Origin of the sequence: Novosphingobium sp., assembly GCF_027486195.1 — a bacterium.
Taxonomy (GTDB): Bacteria; Pseudomonadota; Alphaproteobacteria; order Sphingomonadales; family Sphingomonadaceae; genus Novosphingobium.
On the sequence record NZ_JAIXPP010000016.1, the window covers coordinates 88867 to 105190 of the forward strand.

Consider the following 16324-nt stretch of genomic DNA (forward strand, 5'->3'; position numbering starts at 1 on the left):
TCAGTTTCTCTGTTGGCGGGGGGAGAGGGACTGCAGGCGCGCGATTTCGCGGCGTGCGGCTTGCAGTTCGTGGGTGAGGGAGCGGACCTGCCGCTCGGCCACCTCGCGCTCGCGAATGGCCACCTCGCGCTCCTGCCGCGCGGCGCGGAGCTGGCCCTCCTGCGTGGCGATGCGCTTGATGGCCTTCAAGTAATCGGTGGGCGGCTTGTTGCTCATGCCAGCACCCCTTCCGGCTCGGGCCAGTTCCAGAGGCCCTGCGCGCCGCGCATGGGGATGGGGTGGGGCCAGGCTTCGATTTCGAGCATGGGCCAGCCCCAGTTGGCGTGTTCGTCGCGGCCAGAATCGTTCGCGCGAGGGACGCCGAATTCCTCGGCGATTGCGGTGCCGAGGCGCGGCTCACCCACCACGGCGGTGCCGATGCCGCAGGCCATGGGGAGCGGATCCTTGCCGAGCAGCATCTGGCGCAGCACGGGCAGGGCCTTGTCGGTGATCAGGCAAGTCTCGCGAGCGTATTGCTCGAGCTCTTCGTCCGCCTCGCGGTGCACGTGCATGTGGTAGAGCGCGCAGACTTCATCCCGATCGATCTTGCGCGCGGCGGCGTGGATCACGATGCGCTGGCCGACGGTCGCGCGCGGCGGGCGCCAGCCCCGGAATTCATAGGGCTTGGCGCCAGCGATGATCAGGCTCGCCCACGGCTGCCAGATGGTGAGAGCCTTCATGCCGCCACCTCGCGCAAGCCAAGTGTGATCGTCTCGCGGTTGCGCACGGCGATGAAGGGCACGTAGTCATGCCCTTCGTACTTCTTCGCGGTAGAGAAGCGCGCCTCCAGCACCTCGATCACTGTGCCGGGTTCGAAGTCCCGAGCGATGGCGGCAATCGCAGCCTCTTTGCTGTCGGATTCGTAGCCGCATTCATCGGCTTCGCCCTCAATGCAGGCGTACCACTTCCAAGGGGCGCGCTTCATGCCGCCACCTCGACCGGCAGGCCGAACGCGGCGTTGAGGTGCTGGAACTGGACTGCGGGGAGGTTGGGCTTTGCCGGGGGCAGCAGGTGCTTTGAAAGAAAGGGCAATGCCTCGGGCCAGACCTTCTCCATCTGCGCTGCCGTATTGATGCTGTTCAATGCGGCCATCGCCTCGGCGTGCGCCTTGCTGATCGCATCGACAAATGCCTGCTGGTCTGTGGCGAACTTCTGCAGTCGGGCATCAAGCTCGGTCTCTGCATCGACTAACAGGGGTGTGTTGCAATGCTGCTCGAAGATCGGTCGCCAGACCCCCTCGCCACGAACAGCCCACTTTTCCGTTCCAAGGCGGATTGAGCCGACCGTGATCCGGTAGCCGGAAGATGTCCGGCATTCGATCTTGGTACTAGTGCGAAGCGCCTTCTTTCCGCTGGCTGATTGGAGCTTCTCCATCAGCCCGCGCACCTCAGATGCGTAGCGGGTGCAGTAGGCAAGCTCGAAGAGTTGAGCGTTTTCGGCGAGCAGCTCCTCGCCCGTTTTCGTGAAGCGGAGGTCGAGCAGATCGAGCGCAATGGCCTGACGGATCTGGTTGGTGATGCGAGACATTGGCGGGTCCTTTCGTGGTGGTCAGTCGAAGTGCATCCAGGGCGGTGGTTCGTAGGGCCTTGGAGGGGATGGTGGCGGTGCAGGGGGCCGTGGAGCGTGCGGTGGCCATGGTGGCGGGTGGCCGTTCATTTTGGCCTGCAGGCGGGCGTTGCTGGCTTCCCACTTCGCGCGGGCCTCGCGGCGCTGCAGTTCCTGCTCGGCCTCTGCCGGCGTGCAGCGCAATTCGAGGGCGAGATTGAAGGCGGCGCGGTGGCGGCGCCAGCGTTCGGCCTGAGTGAGACGCTCACGCGACATGACGCCTTGGCCCGGCAGCCCGTTGCGCGACGATCTGCGCTTGCAGTTTTGCCCGATGGGCCATTTCGGCATCGCGCTGCTGCTGGTGCCAGACGCGCATGTAGAGCCGGTGTTCGAGGCTCTGCAGCTCGGCCGCTTCGGCATGGGTCAGCATGCGCTGGGCATTGAGTTCGTAGAGTTCGCAGCGGCGCGCGTTCTGGATGGGAACGGGGATCTGGCGCTTCATGGCTGCCCCCACATGTCGAGCAGGCCACCGGTCGCGCCGATCGCCATCGCAAGCAGCATGAGGACCACATAGACGGCGACGAAGCGCCAGCGGTGCGGGCGGGGTTCGGGTTCCATCGGGATCAGCGCCACGGGCAGGCTCCAAGGCTGGGGCACTGCACAACGCCCGCGATGATGCGTTCGGCGAAGTGCAGCACGGTGAAGAGGAGAAGTGCGAAGGCGAGCAGCTTGCCCGCCTGCTGGATGCCGGCGGCGTTCATGCGGCTTTCCTTTCGATGAAGTTGGCCGCATCGGCCCGCAGCAGGCGCGTGATCGCGGCCATCCGGTGGACGCGGGGGATGAGCCCATCGGTGCGCGCAAGGTGCCAGCGCAGGCCGTGGAGAAGCGCGGCCTGATCGGCGAGCTCGGCACTGTGGCGGCGGCGCGCCTCGGCCTCGATGCGCTCGATCGAGAGGTCGACGGCGGCGCGGCGGGCGTGGATCGATGCCGGCGGGGGCAGCTCTCCCTCTTCCCGCACGATCCAGCGCCATTCGGCGACCAGCAGGCGCCAGGCGGCGATATCGGCTTCTGCCGCGTCACCCGCGATCAGGCCCTTGCGGATCCATTCGGGATAGGCCTGTTCGCGCCGTGCAAGGCTGGTTTCAGCCTGGGCGAGGAGCGCGGCATAATCGAACGCGGTGGACGGCCAGACCGGCCAGCTTTCGAGCGCGGCGGGATCTCCGGCGATGTGGAATTCGCCGCTGTTGACCGGGGCGTTCATGCCGCACCGCAAATGCAGGCCGCTTCCGGCCCATAGAGGGCATCGAAGAACGGCTTGTTGTCGATGCGCCACTGCCGGGCATTGGCGATGCGCTCGGCAAAATCGCGCGTGCTGGCATGGCTGTTGCCGTCGATTTCGAAGTTGCGCTCTTCAGGGCCGTGAAGCGCATCGAAGTGCGGGGCATTGACCTCGCGCCAGCGCGCCGGATCGGAGGCATCCGTCTCCGCCAGCGTGCGATGGTTGTAGGGGAAGCCGGCAGGTGCGGCGGCTGCGCAAAGGCGCGGGATGATCAGCGCGCGGGCCATCACGCGGCACTCTTCGACGGTGCAGGCCGGTTGCGGCGCGGATAGCCGCCGGCGAGGATCGTGCGGGTGGGGATGCCGAGCCGGGTGCAATCGGTGCACCAGACTTGCCCCGTGCGCTGGGTCCAGCCCACCGGCAGCTTGCCATCGGCGCTGTTGTGGACGGTGCCACAACCGCATTCGAAGGCGGGGATGTTCGGGATGATCAGGGCATGTTTCGGGGCAGGTCGCATCGGTATGCTCCTTCTTCAGATGACCGGGTTTTCGGAGAGCGGGCGCTGGAAGACCCAGCAGTGGAAGAACTTGCCGCTGGGGCTGTTCACGCTCTTCTGCGTGATGAACTTGCGGCCCTTGCTGGCCTTCAGGTGGCGGCGCAGATCGTCCTCGCTCGGCGGGGTCTGGCCGTGCGCGCGGCAGCGTTCGAAGAATTGCGGCAGGTTGACCGCGATCTCGCTCTCGGGCTTGCGGCTGTTGTTGAGCGGGCGCTCGATCGCGGGCGGCTCGATCTCGACCAGGTAATCAAAGATCGCCCAGAACTTCTCGACCACCGGGTGTTCGCTCGATGTCACCAATTGCCGTTGGCGCGTCATCTCGGCGATGAATTCGAGGCCGGCGCGGTGCAGCCCTTCGGAGATCGGCAGGATGCAGCGCATTGCGGTGAGCGCGGCGGCGAGCTGGGCGTGGTTTCGCAGCAGGCGCACGTTTTTGACGCCGGTGATGTTCTGCAGTTCGTCCCGATAGCGCGGGTAGCAATCGCGCCAGATCTTGAGGAACTCCTCCTCGCGCCGCAGCATGTGGATGATGAACCCCGAGAGTTCTTCCTCGTGCAGCTGCTCCAGCTTTTCAGCGGCGCGCTGTGTTTCCGGGCTGAAGCGGGACTTGTCGAAATGCAGGCCCATGATGCGTTCCATCACGGCGGGCGTGGCATTGACGGTGTTGTTCTGGGCGATCACGATCGATCCGCGGAACGGCGGCTCGAATGTTTCCATGCCCCCGGTTTTCACGCCCCGCGTGCGGGTGGCACCGCCGTTGTAGAGGCTCTTCAGCTCCTCCCATTCGAACTTCTTGCCGTGGGTGGCCTCATCGCGGCTATCACCTTCAAGGAAGACCACCGGCAGGTTCGAGACCTTGCCGAGCGTGCGGGCGATGCCGGCGCTGGTAGATTTGTTGGGATCGAAGCCTTCGTAATCATCATGCCCGTGGCCCAGCAGCTTCCACAGGAACATGATCAGCGTGGATTTGCCGGTGCCGGGCAGGCCGGACATTTCAAGGAACCCGAGGCTCTTGGTCTCAAGGCGAACCTGAACTGCAAACAGGCTCAAAACGAAGTAGGCGACGGTAATGAGGCCGTTCTCGGCAAAGGCATCGATCACCAGCGGGAACCAATCGGTAGGCACCTGCTGGCTGTCGTAATTGATGCGCAGCATGCGTTCGCTGGTCGCCAACTTCAGCGAGCAATCGCCGAACTCGAAGAAGTCCTCATCGTTAAGCTCGAACACGCGGCCCCTGCGCACCGCGATATCGCCGAGGACATAGACCTGGCGCTTGGGATCGTAGCCGGTTGCGTCGAGCGTCTCGACCGTCTTGAGCTTGCGGGTCTGCGCCTCAAGAATTCGGTCGAGCTGTTCACCCGTGCCGCGCCACAGCGCGCCCGATGCGCAGGACAGCATGCGCTTCTTGAACTCGGCGCTGGCGGACATCGCGCCGCCGGAGAAGCCCGCCTTCACCGGCGGCTTGTCGACCGGGAAGTCGATGCGCAGGTAGTAGAGCGATTCCTCGGTCGCGGGGTTGCGCTGGAAGTAGAGGGTGCGGAAGCTGGCGTTGCAGATCCGGGCGACTAGGCCGGCCGTCTCTGCCGCTTCCTGCCGCAACTCATCTTTATCGCGCGTCGGGTCGTTCTCTGCCAGTTCCTTGACAGTGTCGGCGATCTTCTTTGGGCTGAATTCCGCCCAATACATTTCGTTGTTGAAGATGAGCGGGAAGCTGCTGCGCTCCCGCTGCCGCCACATCATGAAGGCCTTTTCGAAGGCTGTGTCAGCGATCAGGACCGCGCCGTTCTGGCGGTATTCCTCGAGGTGCTTCTTCGTCAGCCGCTCGCGGACCAGCAGGTTGTTCCAGTCGAGCTTGTCGTCCTCACCCTCGGGCCGGGGCTGCGCGGCGGTGGCCTCCCAGCCTTCATCGCGCGCGCGCTTGACGTATTTGCGGGTAAAGTCCGCGCCCGCCTTGCCGATATCGAATGCGAAGACGAGGCGGGGCTGGTGGGTTGGGTTGGGGCCGTTGGCGATGGCCTTGCGCAGGGCATCCAGCGCGATCTCGGGAAAGTTGTTCACCGACATCGCAGAAACGGCGGCGAGGCCCGCATCGTGCAACTCGGCCCCGCCGAAGGCCTGCACCAGCGCGGCGGCATCGAAAATGCCCTCCGCGATCCAGATTTCCTTGGCGGCGGCGAGCTGGTCGATCGTGTGCGCGGGGTGCTGCCACCATTGGCCCTTGTATTTTTTGCCCCACGCGAAATGGGCCTTCTTTTCAAACCGGCCGGGCTGATCGATCAGGCGTTCCCAGTGGCTGCCGCCCGGGAGGAGAAAGCGCACGGTGGCCGATGACAGGTTGCGGCCCCGGTCGACATAGGTTTCCTGCGAATAGCTGCCGCGCAGGAGGCGCAGATCGAGGCCGCGCGCATGGCTGAGATAGGCATCGGCGGCGGCGTTGGGGTTCGTCTCGGTCTGCTGGTGACGGTTCGACCAGTTGTCGAAGATCTCCGGATAGAGGTCGCGGACCTCGCCCTCCCACCCGCAGCGGTTTTGCCGCCCGCAGCGAAGCACCCAGGGCTTGGTGGCAGAGGTATAAAGCTCGCGCTTGTTGCATTGGGGGCAGCGGCCCTTCTGCAGCCAATCGCCCTTCTCCGCGTCGAACTTATAGTCGCGCTTGATGTTGGCCAGGACTTCGGTGCGGATATCGTCGCGCATGAAAAATGGGGCTTTCAGGAAAGCGGCAGGCAAAGGGAGGGCGTCACCGGAAGCGGGGTCCGGTGGGCGGCAGGGTTGGCGGGCTTGGTGGGAAGGTGGGCCGGGCTTAGCCGGGCGGTTCGAAGGGATTGGAAGCGGGGCCGAAGAGTTCGGGCTGCGCAGGATCACCGGCGGGGCGCAGCATTTCGAGCACCTCCTGCCGGGTGGGGACGCGCAAGGGCAGATCGACCTTGGGGTTCGGTATCGCGCTGGGGGTCAGGCCCCAGTCGTAATGTTCGCTGGCGCGCCAGGCGTGGCCGCAGAACATGTTGCTGCACTGGTAGTAGATCTCGCGGTGCGTCGGCGTGATCTCGCGGCTCGTGCGGCGGCGACCGATGCAGGAGCAATGCGGGCAGCGCAGCGCGCCTGACTTGCTCGGCTGATCGGCGATATCGGTGATTTCCACGATCGCGGGCTCAACGCCGATGCTCTCGTGAGTGTCCCAGGCTCCCCCCATCGCGCTCATCCCCTCCACCGGGGCTTGGCGCGGCGGCGGAGCCACCCAGCGCTGTAGATCCGCTTCTGCGCATAGGCGGCGCGGATCTGGCTGGCGAGACGCTGCCGGGCAAACATGGCCCACGCACCATTGAAGGGGATGATGCGGAGCGTTGTACGCTTGATGGGGGTCACTGGCCCTCTCCCAATCCATGCCGATCGAGCGCGGCTATGCCGTCTGTCAGGGCCTCTATCGCTTCCTCCGCTTCGCGCCGCGCGGTGCGGCGCTTTGCGGGATCGTTGGTGGTGGCGGCATCGATCAGGGCGCTGATCGCCTCTCCGCTTTCGCGCGCGGCGCGGCCGGCTGCGATGGCGAGATCGGGGCAAGTGGCATCGCGCGTGGCGAGTTCGAGCTGCAGCGTGAAGACCTGGTGGAACGGCGCATGATCGCCGCCCGAGGCGAGGAAGGCGCTATCAAGCCGCAGGGCATCGATGATCGAAATCTCGCTGTCTGCATCGGGATCAGACCACATGCGCACGAGCCGCTCGCTGCGGCCCACCAGCATGGCGCACTTGTCCCAACCGATGCGCGCCGCGATCACCGTGAGCGCCCGGTGGAAGGTGAGAGGCTCGCGGCGCTTGGTCATGCCGCCTGCCCCTGCAAACCGCTGTTCCGATTGAAAGAGACGCGCTCAGTTCCCTGATCTACCCCGCGCCAGGCAGGGGGCGCAGCGGGTGCATCCGCCGGATAGATATCGGGACGCAGATCATGACGAGACACGCCGTAGATGCGCTCGCAGACCAGCACGAGTTCGGCGGGGATCATCCCGTGCCCGTTCACCCAGCGCGAAATGCTGGGCTGCGAAACATCGAGATCGAGCGCCATTTTGACCTGCCCACCGGCACGGTCTTTGCATCGGCGAAGGGCTTCTACGGGCGTCATGCAAAGATTGATATTCTTAAAATCATACACGGTCAATACGAAACTCATAGTTCCGCGCCCGACTGCCATGAGTAGGGTTGTGAAGATGGCAAAGACACGCTCGATCACGGCTGACCGGCTCGCCGCGCGCATGGATGAAATCGGCGTGTCGCAGGAGTCGCTGGCCTCGGCGATCGGCTGCACGCAAGGCGCGATCAGCAAGATCTTGACCGGCGATTCGCGCAATTCGCGGCTGCTGCCGAAGATCGCCAACAACCTCGCGGTGAACCTGAATTGGCTGCTCGGCGTCACCGATCTCAAGATTGATATGGTCGACGTCGAGGGCGAGCAAATCAGCGAGGATACGCTGGCGGCCATGCGCGCCGGCGTGATCGAGAACCGGCTTCAAAAGCCCGAACAGCTCGCCCCGGCAAAGGGTACAGAGGACAAGCGGCTCGGCTTTCGTGGTTTTCCAAGCGGGCAAGAGTCCGCCTTGGCCGAACAGGCTGCCGAGCTGGGCATGGTCGCGGTACGCGAGCTGGATCTTGCGTTCGGCATGGGGGCGACGTTCCTGGATGTGCCGGTGACCGAGCGGGTGCGCTACTTCCCGCGCGAGTGGCTGCGCCAGTTCACGAGGGCTGCGCCGGAACATCTTGCCTGGGTGCAAGGCGTCGGAGATTCGATGACCCCGACGCTGCTCGATAGCGACACGCTGCTGCTCGACCTTTCAAAGAGGTCTCTCAGTATGTCCGACCAGATCTGGGCGCTCTCTTATTGCGGGCTCGGCATGGTCAAGCGGCTGCGGCCGACGCCGGAAGGCGGGCTGCGCCTGCTTTCCGATAACCAGGCGGTGCCGGAGGAGACCTCGCACGATGGCGAGGTGGAGTTGATCGGACGGGTGGTGGCTTTCACGCGGAAACTGTGAGGGGAAGGGATGATCGATTTTCGTGTTGTCTGGTCTGCTGCGGCTGCTTTTGCGCTTGCCGCTTGCAGTTCCGGGCCAGCGACAATCTCTGGATCATCCCCTGGGGTGCGCGACGTAAAGGTGACTGGTCCGAACATCAATGTTCGCATCGAGCAGGAAGCCAGAGCATTCGAAGGATCAGCTGTCAAAGAGACGGCCATGTTGATCGAACCAGTAGTATTGGCAATCAAGTCTGGCGTGCCCGGCCCGACCAACGAAACACAGCGTGTCGTTTTCGATGTCAGGTATGGCAAGCCGCTGCACGAGGGCGATCCTGCGCCGGATCGCTTCGGCACCATCAACATTCCTCTGGATGCGATCAAGTCGTTCGAACCCGGTGGCGGGTCAGTGCTTGAGCTGGCCGAAACCTATGACGACGGATCAGGCGCGAGCGCGGAAGCTGCTTTGAAGAGTTGCCAGGAGGGGAGCGTCTTTGTCGCCGATTCCCCGCATTTTTGCGGTCTCGTCATTGCTGCGGCCATTAGATGAATCGACGCGCCATCATCGTCGGGCTGATTGCCGCAGCGCTGACCATGCCGGTGGATGCGCTGGCGCGGCCGCGCAAAAAGAACAGCGGAGACAAGCCGCGCAGCGGGCGCGGGGCGCGTGGCGGCAATGCGCGAAGTGGCGGAAGCGGTGATCGCGATGCCTTTTATCCAAACTGCTCTGCCGCCCGTGCTGCTGGTGCCGCGCCGCTGCGCGAGGGCGATGGCGGCTATTCGCGCCGCCTCGACCGCGATGGCGACGGGATCGCCTGCGAGTAGCTAACCCGCCACCTCCATGCTCAGCCGGGTCTTCAGGCCGCTAGAATCCATTGTGTGATCGGCGCTGGCGATCTGCCACATTTCCCGGTCGATGTGGGCGCGGAAGCCGGTGGCCGCGATGGGCGTGCCGGGGGTAAGCAGCGGGTTGCCCCAGGCGAGGGTGACTTCCAGCGTGGCGCTGGCCCGCTTCTGGCGGCCCAATTCGGACTGGGCGGCGGTGGCTGCATCTTCCTCGCTCGCGTAGATCCCCTTGAGCCGCTTCTTGCGTGTCCCGCCCACGCGCACGGTCTTGCGCTTGCCTTCGTCGGAATCATGCCACTGCGCTTCGGCGCCGTCCTGATCCTTCTCGCGGCTCGCGCGGCGCCAGCTCGCCTCGGCGCATCGGCTGCGCGGGATCACGGCGGCGGGGATGGCCTTGCCGGTGGCGGTGGTGGCGCTGCCGAGCGGGGCGAAGAGGAGGCAGCCCGCCTTGACCGTGGCCACCGCATCGTGATGCCGGCCGAGATCGCGCAGAAACTGCATGTCGGACTTGTTGTGCTGCTCTGCCACGCCCACGCCGCGTTCGCCGAGATCGGGGTGGCAGCGGGGCTGGAGGCCATTGTCCGCGGCGAGTTGGCCGATGACCGCGCCGACCGTCTGCCCCTGCCAGATGCGGGTCTTGCGCTTGCGGAAATCGCCTTTCAGGTCCGCGCTGCGGGCGGTGATCATCACCTTGTCCGGCGGGCCATCCCAGCTCACCTCATCCACGGTGAAGCTGCCCTTGTCGACCAGCCCGGTGGGAACCAGCGTGCCCCGGTCCCAGCCCAGCGCCACTGTGAGGATGGAGCCCTGCGGCGGCGGCGCGAACAGGCCGTCGCTATCGTCGACTGATATCTCCAGCTCATCCGCTTCCTCGCCCAGCTTCTCGGAGAGCCGCAGGGACAGCAGGCGCGGGGCATAGGTGGCGGTGAGGTCTTGCCCATCGAGCGTGACGCGCCAGGCGGCGCGGGGCTGGACATAAGCTGCAGTCTGATCCGGCAGGCTTGCCACGATCAATCGACCCGGCTGAGTTCGATGGTGAAGTCGTTGCGGCGCGCCTCACCCCGATCGAGGAGGTTGCCCCGGTCTTCGGTGAGCCGCTCGATCGTAAAGGTGCCGATCACGTTGCCGTAGCCATCGACCAGCGGCCAAGCCTCGCCCTCTGCCGCCATCTGGGCGAGGGTTTCGAGAGCGTAATAATCGCCCACCAGCTCGGGCACCAGCGTGCCGGACAGGGTGACGCGGTCCTCACCCGGCCCGGCAAACTGCGCCGCCGGCCGCGCGCCGAAGCGATCGGTGCGCGGGTGCCGCCAATCCCGCTCGCGCTGCATCTTTTCGAACAGCGTGGTGTCGGTATCGAAAACGAAGAGGCCAAGGGCAGCGAGCATCAGAAGTCGTCCTGATAACTGGAACGGCGGGCGCGGCCCTGGCGGCGATCGAGCAGGCGGGCGACGCGCTCGGCCAGCGCCTGCGGATCTTCACCCGGCTGCTGGTATATCTGGATCGTGATCGGTGCGGCGCCGCCGCGTGCCCCGCCAGCGCCGCCAGCAGCTGCAGGAGAGGCAAAGGACGGCCCGGCGAGGGTGAGCGCGCCTGCACCTGCCACGGCGCCCGCCATGCGGCCCATGGCGCGCAGAGGGGTCCTGCCGCCCTGATCGATGCCGGAGGCCAGACCGGCTGTCATGTGCCCGCCCATGGCCATCATGAGGCGCGAGGGGGACTTGATGCCGAAGAAAGCCTTGAAGGCGTTCACGCCGTTGCGCGCCACCTCCAGCAGCCGGTTGCGCAGGCCGAAGGGATCGATCATCGAGAGCAGGCCGCTCATCATCATGGAGCCCAGATTGGACAGCCAGCCCGGCGCGGCAGAGAGCGTATCCTTCACCCACTGCCACCCGGTGGCGAACGCGGTCCGGATCTTGCCCCAGTTCGAATAGACCAGATAGGCCACGAGGGCGACGGCCGCGCCGATCGCGACGATAGCCAGGATCATCGGATTAGCCAGCAGCATGAGCCCTGCCTGCATGACGCCGCGAGCCATAAACAGCGCTGCCATGCGCAGCACGCCGAAGGCCTGCGCCACCTGCGGGAAGACGGCCGCGAGCGAGCCCAGTGCGCGCCACTTCATCACCACGCCCCAAAGGGTGGAGAACGGCCCCAGCGCGGCCCCGAGCACATATTGCAGCGCGCCGAAACCAATGCGGGTGGCAATCAGCGCGGTGACCAGCGTGGTAAGGCCGCTGGCCAGCCTCGGGTTCGCCTGCGCCCACTGGCCCACGCCCATCATCAGGCTGTTGACCATGCCGAGGACTCGAGTCCCCGCCGGGAGGACGGTGTTGCCGAGCGTGATCGCCAGCTCGGAGGCGCTGCCCTTGAAGGCCTGCCACGCGATGCTGGCATCCTGCGCCTCACGCTGGCGGAAGGCGGCATCGACCGTGCCGGCGGCCCCGGTCGAGATCTGTTCGCGGATCTTCCGATAATCGCCCATATCGAGGATGAGCTGGCGGAGCGCGCCCTGCGCCTGCATGTCCTCGAACGCGAACGACAGCTTCGAGAGATCGCCGCCGGTGGCCTTCTTCGTGATATCGGCGATGGCTTCAAGCGGGGTCTTCCCCTCGGCATAGGCGCGCTTCAGGGCATTGGGCAGATCGACGCCGAAGTTCTTTTGAAAGGCCTGCGCGGTGCTCTTGCTGTTGATCTTGGCCAGCAGGTTCTGGACGTTGTTGGCGGCGGTGGCGGAATCGCCGGTGCCGCGCCGGGCGATTTGTAGCGCGGCGGTGAGATCGGCCACGGCGCTTACGCCCTGCTGTCCCAGCGCGCGGGCCGATGCGGTGAGCGCAGGGAAGTATTGCGCCATATCCCGCACCTCGAACGCGCCCGCCTTGCCGCCGGCAGCCATGATATCGAGCGCGCGGCCGGTATCGGCGAGGCCCACCTTCAGGTTGTTGAGGTTCGAGAAGGCGGCGTTCGCGCCATCGGCGATATCGACCTTGAAGGCGGTGCCGAGGCGGCTGATCGGGCCGATCATGTCTACAGCCTGGCGCGGATCAAGGCCCATGCCGGCGAGCACATCGACCCCGCCGCGCAAGTTTTCCGGCAGTTGGTGCGCGGCGCGGGCGGCGGCAAGGATGTTGCGCGCCATCTGTGCCGTCTCGGCGTTGGAGAGCTCGGCCTTCTGCTGGATATCGACCATGCCGCTGGAGAAATCCATGGCAGCCGATCCGGCCAGAATGAAAGGCGCGGAAAGGCTGGCGCCGCCGATGACGTTTGATGCCCCTTGCGAGCGCAGGGCCTGCCCGCGCGAGGCGATGCGGGCGCTTTCGTTGTCGATCACGTTGATGCGCTTCTGTCGCTCGATCTGGGTGTTCACGCGCGCCATGGCATCGGCCAGCGCGCGTTGCCGGTTGATCAGCGGCGTGACGTTGCCGGTGGCTTTGGCGATCTCGCGGTCGAGTTCGGCCATCTCGCCCTTCAGCTTCTTCGCCTCGGCAAACATGGGCCGCAGCGCCTGCGTGCCGGTGCGGCCCAGCCCGATGATGCTGCGCAGCGCGCCGGAGAGCTTGTCCTGCCCGACGAACGACACGATCAGCGAGAGCTTGTTGTCGGCCACCGACCTCAATCCTTTCTATTCCGGCGCGTGCATGCGGTTCCAGCGATCGATGGCGAGGCCGCGCCACATCATCAGGTCTGCCAGATCCAGCGCCGCCATCTCGCTTAGCGGCCAGTGAAAGACAGCGGCAATATCGGCCATCATGCTCTCGGCGCTGAGGCCCCCATCGCTTCTTCGATCAGAGTTTTCTGAGCCGAGGTCACGAAAAAAAGATGGATGGTCCCTGCCGCCTCCGCGATGTCTTCAGCTTCGAGCTGGGCGGCTTCGTGGGCGGTGATGATCGGCATGGAGATACGCGGCAGAAGGGCGATGACGCTGGATACATCGCCCACCATGAGGCTCTGAATATTGAGACCGCGCAGCTCGCCGCCCTTTGGCTTGCGCAGGGTCAGCTGGGTGATCGCGCCGCCCTCGCGCTGGATCGGATACTGCAGGTGCAGCGTGGCGGTAGCCGGGGAAGCGGGTGGCGCGGTTGTCGGTTCGGTCATGGCAGCGGGCCTTTCAGATCAGCGGGCGGAAGGTCTCCCTCCCGGCGTGCCCGCCAGCCACCGGGAGGAAGGTCTTACGCTCCGATGGCGGCGCGGATCTCGGCGTAGCGATCGACGCCGAAGACCACGAAGATTGCGTTGACGAGATCGATCTCCATCCACTGCACGCCGTCGACGGTGAGGCTGTAGTAACTGCAGCCGAGCTTGTACTTGTGTTGGGTGTTGTCCCCCGCCTTGGCGTTGCCCCAGTCGATTTCCTTCCAGCGGCCGAGGCAGGCGATTTCCACCGCCTGGACTTCGCCGGTCTGGTCGTTCTGGTAGGCACCGGCGAAGCGGGTGAGCGCGGCATCGATGGCGGGGGCACCGAACTGGCGGAGCGCGCCTGCGATCAGGCCAGCCATGGTGATGCCCAGCTCGATCTTGTCGAGCCCCATGTCGATATCGACCGGGCCGATCATGCCGCCGCCCCGGAAATCTTCGACCTTGAGCATGATCTTGGGCAGTTCGACCTCCTCGATCTCGCCCAGATAGCCGGAGCCATCGATGTAGAAGTTGAGGTTCTTCAGCTTGGAAGGGAAACCCATGGCCTATGCTCCGAAAAGGGGTGGGGACTTCGCGCGGGGCCGCTTACGCAGCGACCTGCTGGGCGAGGTTGGCGTAGTAGCGATCGGTGATGCGCTGGTTGAGCTCGAGGCCTTCGAGCGGCGCGGCGGGGGTGAAATCATAATCGATCACCAGCTTGCCGGCCGCAAGATCGGTGGGGTTGTTAAGCGCGGGATCGTACCAGGCCTTTGCACCGATCAGCCGCCCCTGGCTCACCAACTTGCGCAGGCGGGCGTTGATGGTGTCGACGATGTCGCGGACGAGGCGCGCGGTCATCGGCTTGTCCACCGCCCAGGCGAGGCCATAGGCGATTTCATCCGCGATCACCTGGCTGGTGCGGGTGGCGCTTTCGAAGGCGAAGAGCGGTTCCTCGCTGCGGGTGCGGTTTCCCCAGAAGCGGAAGCCGCCGCCGAAGCGCACAAGGGTGGTGACGCCTGCGGTGTTGAGCAGCGCGGCATCGGTGGTCTCGCTCTGGAAATCGAAAGTCACGTCCGTTGCGATTCCGGTGACGCCGCCGACCACGACGTTCGAGAGCGTCTTGTGCCAGCCCTGCGTCTGGTCGATCTGGGCGCGCAGGCCGAGCGCGCGGGCCACGGCATCGCCCGCGAAGCCGCCGGTGAACTCCGGCCAGATGAGCATCAGCTCGCGATCGCCGAAGTCTGCGGCATAGTCGATGACTTCGGCGACATTCGCGCCGATCGCGGCGGCATAGACCATGCCGCGCAGCGCTTTGGCCACGGTGACCAGATGCGCGGTAACCGGCGCGGTATCGAGGCCGGGGGCACCGATGATGCGCGGGCGCACGGCGAGCTGGGTTTCCGCCGAAAGCAGGAGATCGGCACCAGCGATGACAAGGTCCGCCTGATCTGCCGGATCCGCATCGACTGCCACGCGCACCAGCACGATTACCGGGCTGGCCTGATCGGCGATAGCGGCGAGCGCGGCGGGGAGCGTGCCGGTGGTGCCGATATCGGCCAGTGCTGCCCGCACATCGGTGATCAGCACGCGGGTGGCGAGCGGGAACACGTCGCCATCGGCGAGCGGCGCGGTGCCGATCAGGCCGATGACGGCCGTCGAGCTATCCGCGATCGCGCGGGTGCCTTCGGTGAGGACGTTGGTCTTGATGCCGTGCAGCATGACGGGCTCCTGTGGGGTTTCAGGTGGAAGGCGAGAGCGGGATGGTGAGGCGGGTGAGGGCGTTGGCAGCCTGATCGGCGCGCGCGGCGATGATGGTGACCTTGAGCTGCCCCAGCACCAGTTCGCCGCCGAGTTCGACCTTGCGGACGATCACGCGCGGTTCCCACCGGGCCACGGCCATGGCGATGGCGACCGAGGCGAGGAGGCGCGTGGCGCGGGTGAGTGGGCGATCGAGCAGCTCGGGAAGCAGGCAGCCATAGTCGCGGCGCATCGGGCGGGTGCCGAGCGGCGTGGAAATGATATCGCCGATGGACTGCGCGAGGTGCGCATCGCCGGACAGTACCTTGCCGGTGCTGCGGTCCATGCCTGTCAGCGAGGTCATGACGGCGCGCCTGTCAGGCTGCTGCCCGCCGAGACACCACCGTGGGTGTGGGTCTTGAGGCTCTTGCCGCCGCCCAGCACATCATCGCTGGCGGTGAGCGTGCCGGTTATGCTGACATCGCCCTCGATCGTCACGCCGCCTGGCGCGGTGATCGCAACGGTCCCGCCGCCGGGCAGGGTGAAGGTGAGGGCGTGCGCCGCCGGATCATAGGATAGCGCCGCGCCATCGGCGAAGGTGATGATGGCGGTGGTCGTTGCACCGGCGGGCGGAGCATCGTTGTTGGAAAGCCCGCCCATGGCCACGGCGTTGCCGATGGCGCCGCCGGGGCAGAGCAGGATGACCTCCTCGCCCACGCTGGGCGGCGACCATGCCTTGATCCCGCCCGCGCGGCCATGCAGCCAGCGGATCGGCCCGGTCACCGCCTCACCCGAAGCCCCATCTTCATCAAGCGTGACGGTGCAACGCGCGGCAACGAGATCGACCGAGGCGATCCGGCCAAAGCGGATCAGCTCGTCAGGATCGCTGGGGGTGGATTCGGGGCTGCGCATGAGGCGCACAAAGACCGAGCCCGGCCCGCCGCGCCACCCGCGCGCGTTGTGATGCCGGGGGGCACAACCAGCAGGGCGCTAACCGGCCTCGGCTTCCGCCGTGATGGCGCCGATGTCGATCTTGTAGGCCACGCCGTCTGCAACCTGGGCGACCGTCTCTCGCGTGGCTTCGGCATCATAGGTGCCCGCATCGGTGAGGGTGGCATTGACCGAGCGCCTATGGCGCACGCCGTTGTGGCTGAAGGTGACGGGGACGGAGCGCTCTGCCGCGTCGAACTTGCCGATCGTAAATTTCATGGTCTCG

28 protein-coding genes are annotated in these 16324 nt (G+C 65.8%); 3 read left to right on the top strand and 25 right to left on the bottom strand.

The features are described 5' to 3' along the window. The 15 genes from Q0071_RS03510 to Q0071_RS03580 all read right to left on the bottom strand — a co-directional run bounded on the left by Q0071_RS03510 (position 1) and on the right by Q0071_RS03580 (position 7578). Positions 1–216 carry a hypothetical protein gene (locus tag Q0071_RS03510; RefSeq protein WP_298165341.1) on the bottom strand — a complete coding sequence of 72 codons (216 nt, stop codon included), beginning with the start codon at positions 214–216 and terminating at the stop codon, positions 1–3. Further along, positions 213–719, bottom strand: coding sequence for an ASCH domain-containing protein (locus Q0071_RS03515; protein WP_298165343.1), 507 nt, complete (start codon positions 717–719; stop codon positions 213–215). The genes Q0071_RS03510 and Q0071_RS03515 overlap by 4 nt, the downstream gene beginning before the upstream one ends. Next, positions 716–964, bottom strand: coding sequence for a hypothetical protein (locus Q0071_RS03520; protein ID WP_298165345.1), 249 nt, complete (start codon positions 962–964; stop codon positions 716–718). The genes Q0071_RS03515 and Q0071_RS03520 overlap by 4 nt, the downstream gene beginning before the upstream one ends. After that, positions 961–1566: an Nmad5 family putative nucleotide modification protein gene (locus Q0071_RS03525; RefSeq protein WP_298165348.1), complete on the bottom strand. Its 606-nt coding sequence runs from the start codon at positions 1564–1566 to the stop codon at positions 961–963. Before Q0071_RS03525 ends, Q0071_RS03520 begins: the two co-directional genes overlap by 4 nt. Before the next feature lie 21 nt (positions 1567–1587). Further along, positions 1588–1860: a hypothetical protein gene (locus Q0071_RS03530; RefSeq protein WP_298165351.1), complete on the bottom strand. Its 273-nt coding sequence runs from the start codon at positions 1858–1860 to the stop codon at positions 1588–1590. Then, a complete protein-coding gene (locus Q0071_RS03535; protein ID WP_298165353.1) occupies positions 1850–2086 on the bottom strand; it encodes a hypothetical protein in 237 nt (78 codons plus the stop codon). Before Q0071_RS03535 ends, Q0071_RS03530 begins: the two co-directional genes overlap by 11 nt. Positions 2087–2207: 121 nt before the next feature. Beyond that, positions 2208–2345, bottom strand: a complete 138-nt coding sequence (locus Q0071_RS03540) for a hypothetical protein (protein ID WP_298165355.1) — start codon at positions 2343–2345, stop codon at positions 2208–2210. Then, complete coding sequence (locus Q0071_RS03545) at positions 2342–2845, bottom strand: hypothetical protein (protein WP_298165356.1); 504 nt, start codon at positions 2843–2845, stop codon at positions 2342–2344. The genes Q0071_RS03540 and Q0071_RS03545 overlap by 4 nt, the downstream gene beginning before the upstream one ends. Continuing rightward, positions 2842–3150, bottom strand: coding sequence for a hypothetical protein (locus Q0071_RS03550; protein ID WP_298165358.1), 309 nt, complete (start codon positions 3148–3150; stop codon positions 2842–2844). Before Q0071_RS03550 ends, Q0071_RS03545 begins: the two co-directional genes overlap by 4 nt. Next, entirely contained in the window at positions 3150–3380 is a 231-nt protein-coding gene (locus tag Q0071_RS03555) for a hypothetical protein (protein WP_298165360.1), read from the bottom strand. The genes Q0071_RS03550 and Q0071_RS03555 overlap by 1 nt, the downstream gene beginning before the upstream one ends. A 15-nt stretch (positions 3381–3395) precedes the next feature. Further along, positions 3396–6113: a toprim domain-containing protein gene (locus Q0071_RS03560; RefSeq protein ID WP_298165362.1), complete on the bottom strand. Its 2718-nt coding sequence runs from the start codon at positions 6111–6113 to the stop codon at positions 3396–3398. 106 nt (positions 6114–6219) lie between these two features. Then, positions 6220–6618 carry an ogr/Delta-like zinc finger family protein gene (locus Q0071_RS03565; protein ID WP_298165363.1) on the bottom strand — a complete coding sequence of 133 codons (399 nt, stop codon included), beginning with the start codon at positions 6616–6618 and terminating at the stop codon, positions 6220–6222. Next, entirely contained in the window at positions 6615–6782 is a 168-nt protein-coding gene (locus Q0071_RS03570; RefSeq protein WP_298165366.1) for a hypothetical protein, read from the bottom strand. Before Q0071_RS03570 ends, Q0071_RS03565 begins: the two co-directional genes overlap by 4 nt. Further along, entirely contained in the window at positions 6779–7234 is a 456-nt protein-coding gene (locus Q0071_RS03575; protein ID WP_298165368.1) for a hypothetical protein, read from the bottom strand. Before Q0071_RS03575 ends, Q0071_RS03570 begins: the two co-directional genes overlap by 4 nt. Beyond that, positions 7231–7578 (bottom strand): YdaS family helix-turn-helix protein, encoded by a 348-nt coding sequence (locus tag Q0071_RS03580; protein WP_298165370.1) that lies wholly within the window; start codon positions 7576–7578, stop codon positions 7231–7233. The genes Q0071_RS03575 and Q0071_RS03580 overlap by 4 nt, the downstream gene beginning before the upstream one ends. A gap of 37 nt (positions 7579–7615) precedes the next feature. On the opposite strand from Q0071_RS03580, the gene Q0071_RS03585 reads away from it, so the two are divergent. From Q0071_RS03585 to Q0071_RS03595, 3 genes are read left to right on the top strand one after another with little or no spacing between them, the layout of a single operon-like run. Further along, positions 7616–8434 (top strand): XRE family transcriptional regulator, encoded by an 819-nt coding sequence (locus Q0071_RS03585; RefSeq protein ID WP_298165464.1) that lies wholly within the window; start codon positions 7616–7618, stop codon positions 8432–8434. A gap of 9 nt (positions 8435–8443) precedes the next feature. After that, entirely contained in the window at positions 8444–8962 is a 519-nt protein-coding gene (locus Q0071_RS03590; RefSeq protein WP_298165372.1) for a hypothetical protein, read from the top strand. Beyond that, complete coding sequence (locus tag Q0071_RS03595) at positions 8959–9237, top strand: excalibur calcium-binding domain-containing protein (RefSeq protein ID WP_298165374.1); 279 nt, start codon at positions 8959–8961, stop codon at positions 9235–9237. Before Q0071_RS03590 ends, Q0071_RS03595 begins: the two co-directional genes overlap by 4 nt. On the opposite strand, the gene Q0071_RS03600 is transcribed toward Q0071_RS03595, so the two are convergent. From Q0071_RS03600 to Q0071_RS03645, 10 genes are all read right to left on the bottom strand, one after another. Then, positions 9238–10266, bottom strand: coding sequence for a contractile injection system protein, VgrG/Pvc8 family (locus Q0071_RS03600; protein WP_298165376.1), 1029 nt, complete (start codon positions 10264–10266; stop codon positions 9238–9240). It lies immediately after the preceding gene. A gap of 2 nt (positions 10267–10268) precedes the next feature. Next, positions 10269–10643 carry a phage tail protein gene (locus Q0071_RS03605; protein ID WP_298165378.1) on the bottom strand — a complete coding sequence of 125 codons (375 nt, stop codon included), beginning with the start codon at positions 10641–10643 and terminating at the stop codon, positions 10269–10271. Continuing rightward, positions 10643–12862, bottom strand: coding sequence for a phage tail tape measure protein (locus Q0071_RS03610; RefSeq protein ID WP_298165380.1), 2220 nt, complete (start codon positions 12860–12862; stop codon positions 10643–10645). Before Q0071_RS03610 ends, Q0071_RS03605 begins: the two co-directional genes overlap by 1 nt. 15 nt (positions 12863–12877) lie before the next feature. Beyond that, on the bottom strand, positions 12878–13003 hold the full coding sequence (locus Q0071_RS03615; protein WP_298165382.1) for a GpE family phage tail protein: 126 nt from the start codon (positions 13001–13003) through the stop codon (positions 12878–12880). Next, on the bottom strand, positions 13003–13350 hold the full coding sequence (locus Q0071_RS03620; RefSeq protein ID WP_298165384.1) for a phage tail assembly protein: 348 nt from the start codon (positions 13348–13350) through the stop codon (positions 13003–13005). Before Q0071_RS03620 ends, Q0071_RS03615 begins: the two co-directional genes overlap by 1 nt. Positions 13351–13424: 74 nt before the next feature. Further along, positions 13425–13934, bottom strand: a complete 510-nt coding sequence (locus Q0071_RS03625) for a phage major tail tube protein (RefSeq protein WP_298165387.1) — start codon at positions 13932–13934, stop codon at positions 13425–13427. 43 nt (positions 13935–13977) lie between these two features. Then, positions 13978–15090, bottom strand: a complete 1113-nt coding sequence (locus Q0071_RS03630; protein ID WP_298165391.1) for a phage tail sheath subtilisin-like domain-containing protein — start codon at positions 15088–15090, stop codon at positions 13978–13980. Between the two features lie 19 nt (positions 15091–15109). Next, positions 15110–15472 carry a GPW/gp25 family protein gene (locus Q0071_RS03635; protein ID WP_298165393.1) on the bottom strand — a complete coding sequence of 121 codons (363 nt, stop codon included), beginning with the start codon at positions 15470–15472 and terminating at the stop codon, positions 15110–15112. Next, a complete protein-coding gene (locus Q0071_RS03640; RefSeq protein ID WP_298165395.1) occupies positions 15469–16020 on the bottom strand; it encodes a phage baseplate assembly protein V in 552 nt (183 codons plus the stop codon). Before Q0071_RS03640 ends, Q0071_RS03635 begins: the two co-directional genes overlap by 4 nt. Positions 16021–16098: 78 nt before the next feature. Beyond that, positions 16099–16317, bottom strand: coding sequence for a hypothetical protein (locus Q0071_RS03645; protein WP_298165398.1), 219 nt, complete (start codon positions 16315–16317; stop codon positions 16099–16101). Between the last annotated feature and the right edge of the window lie 7 nt (positions 16318–16324).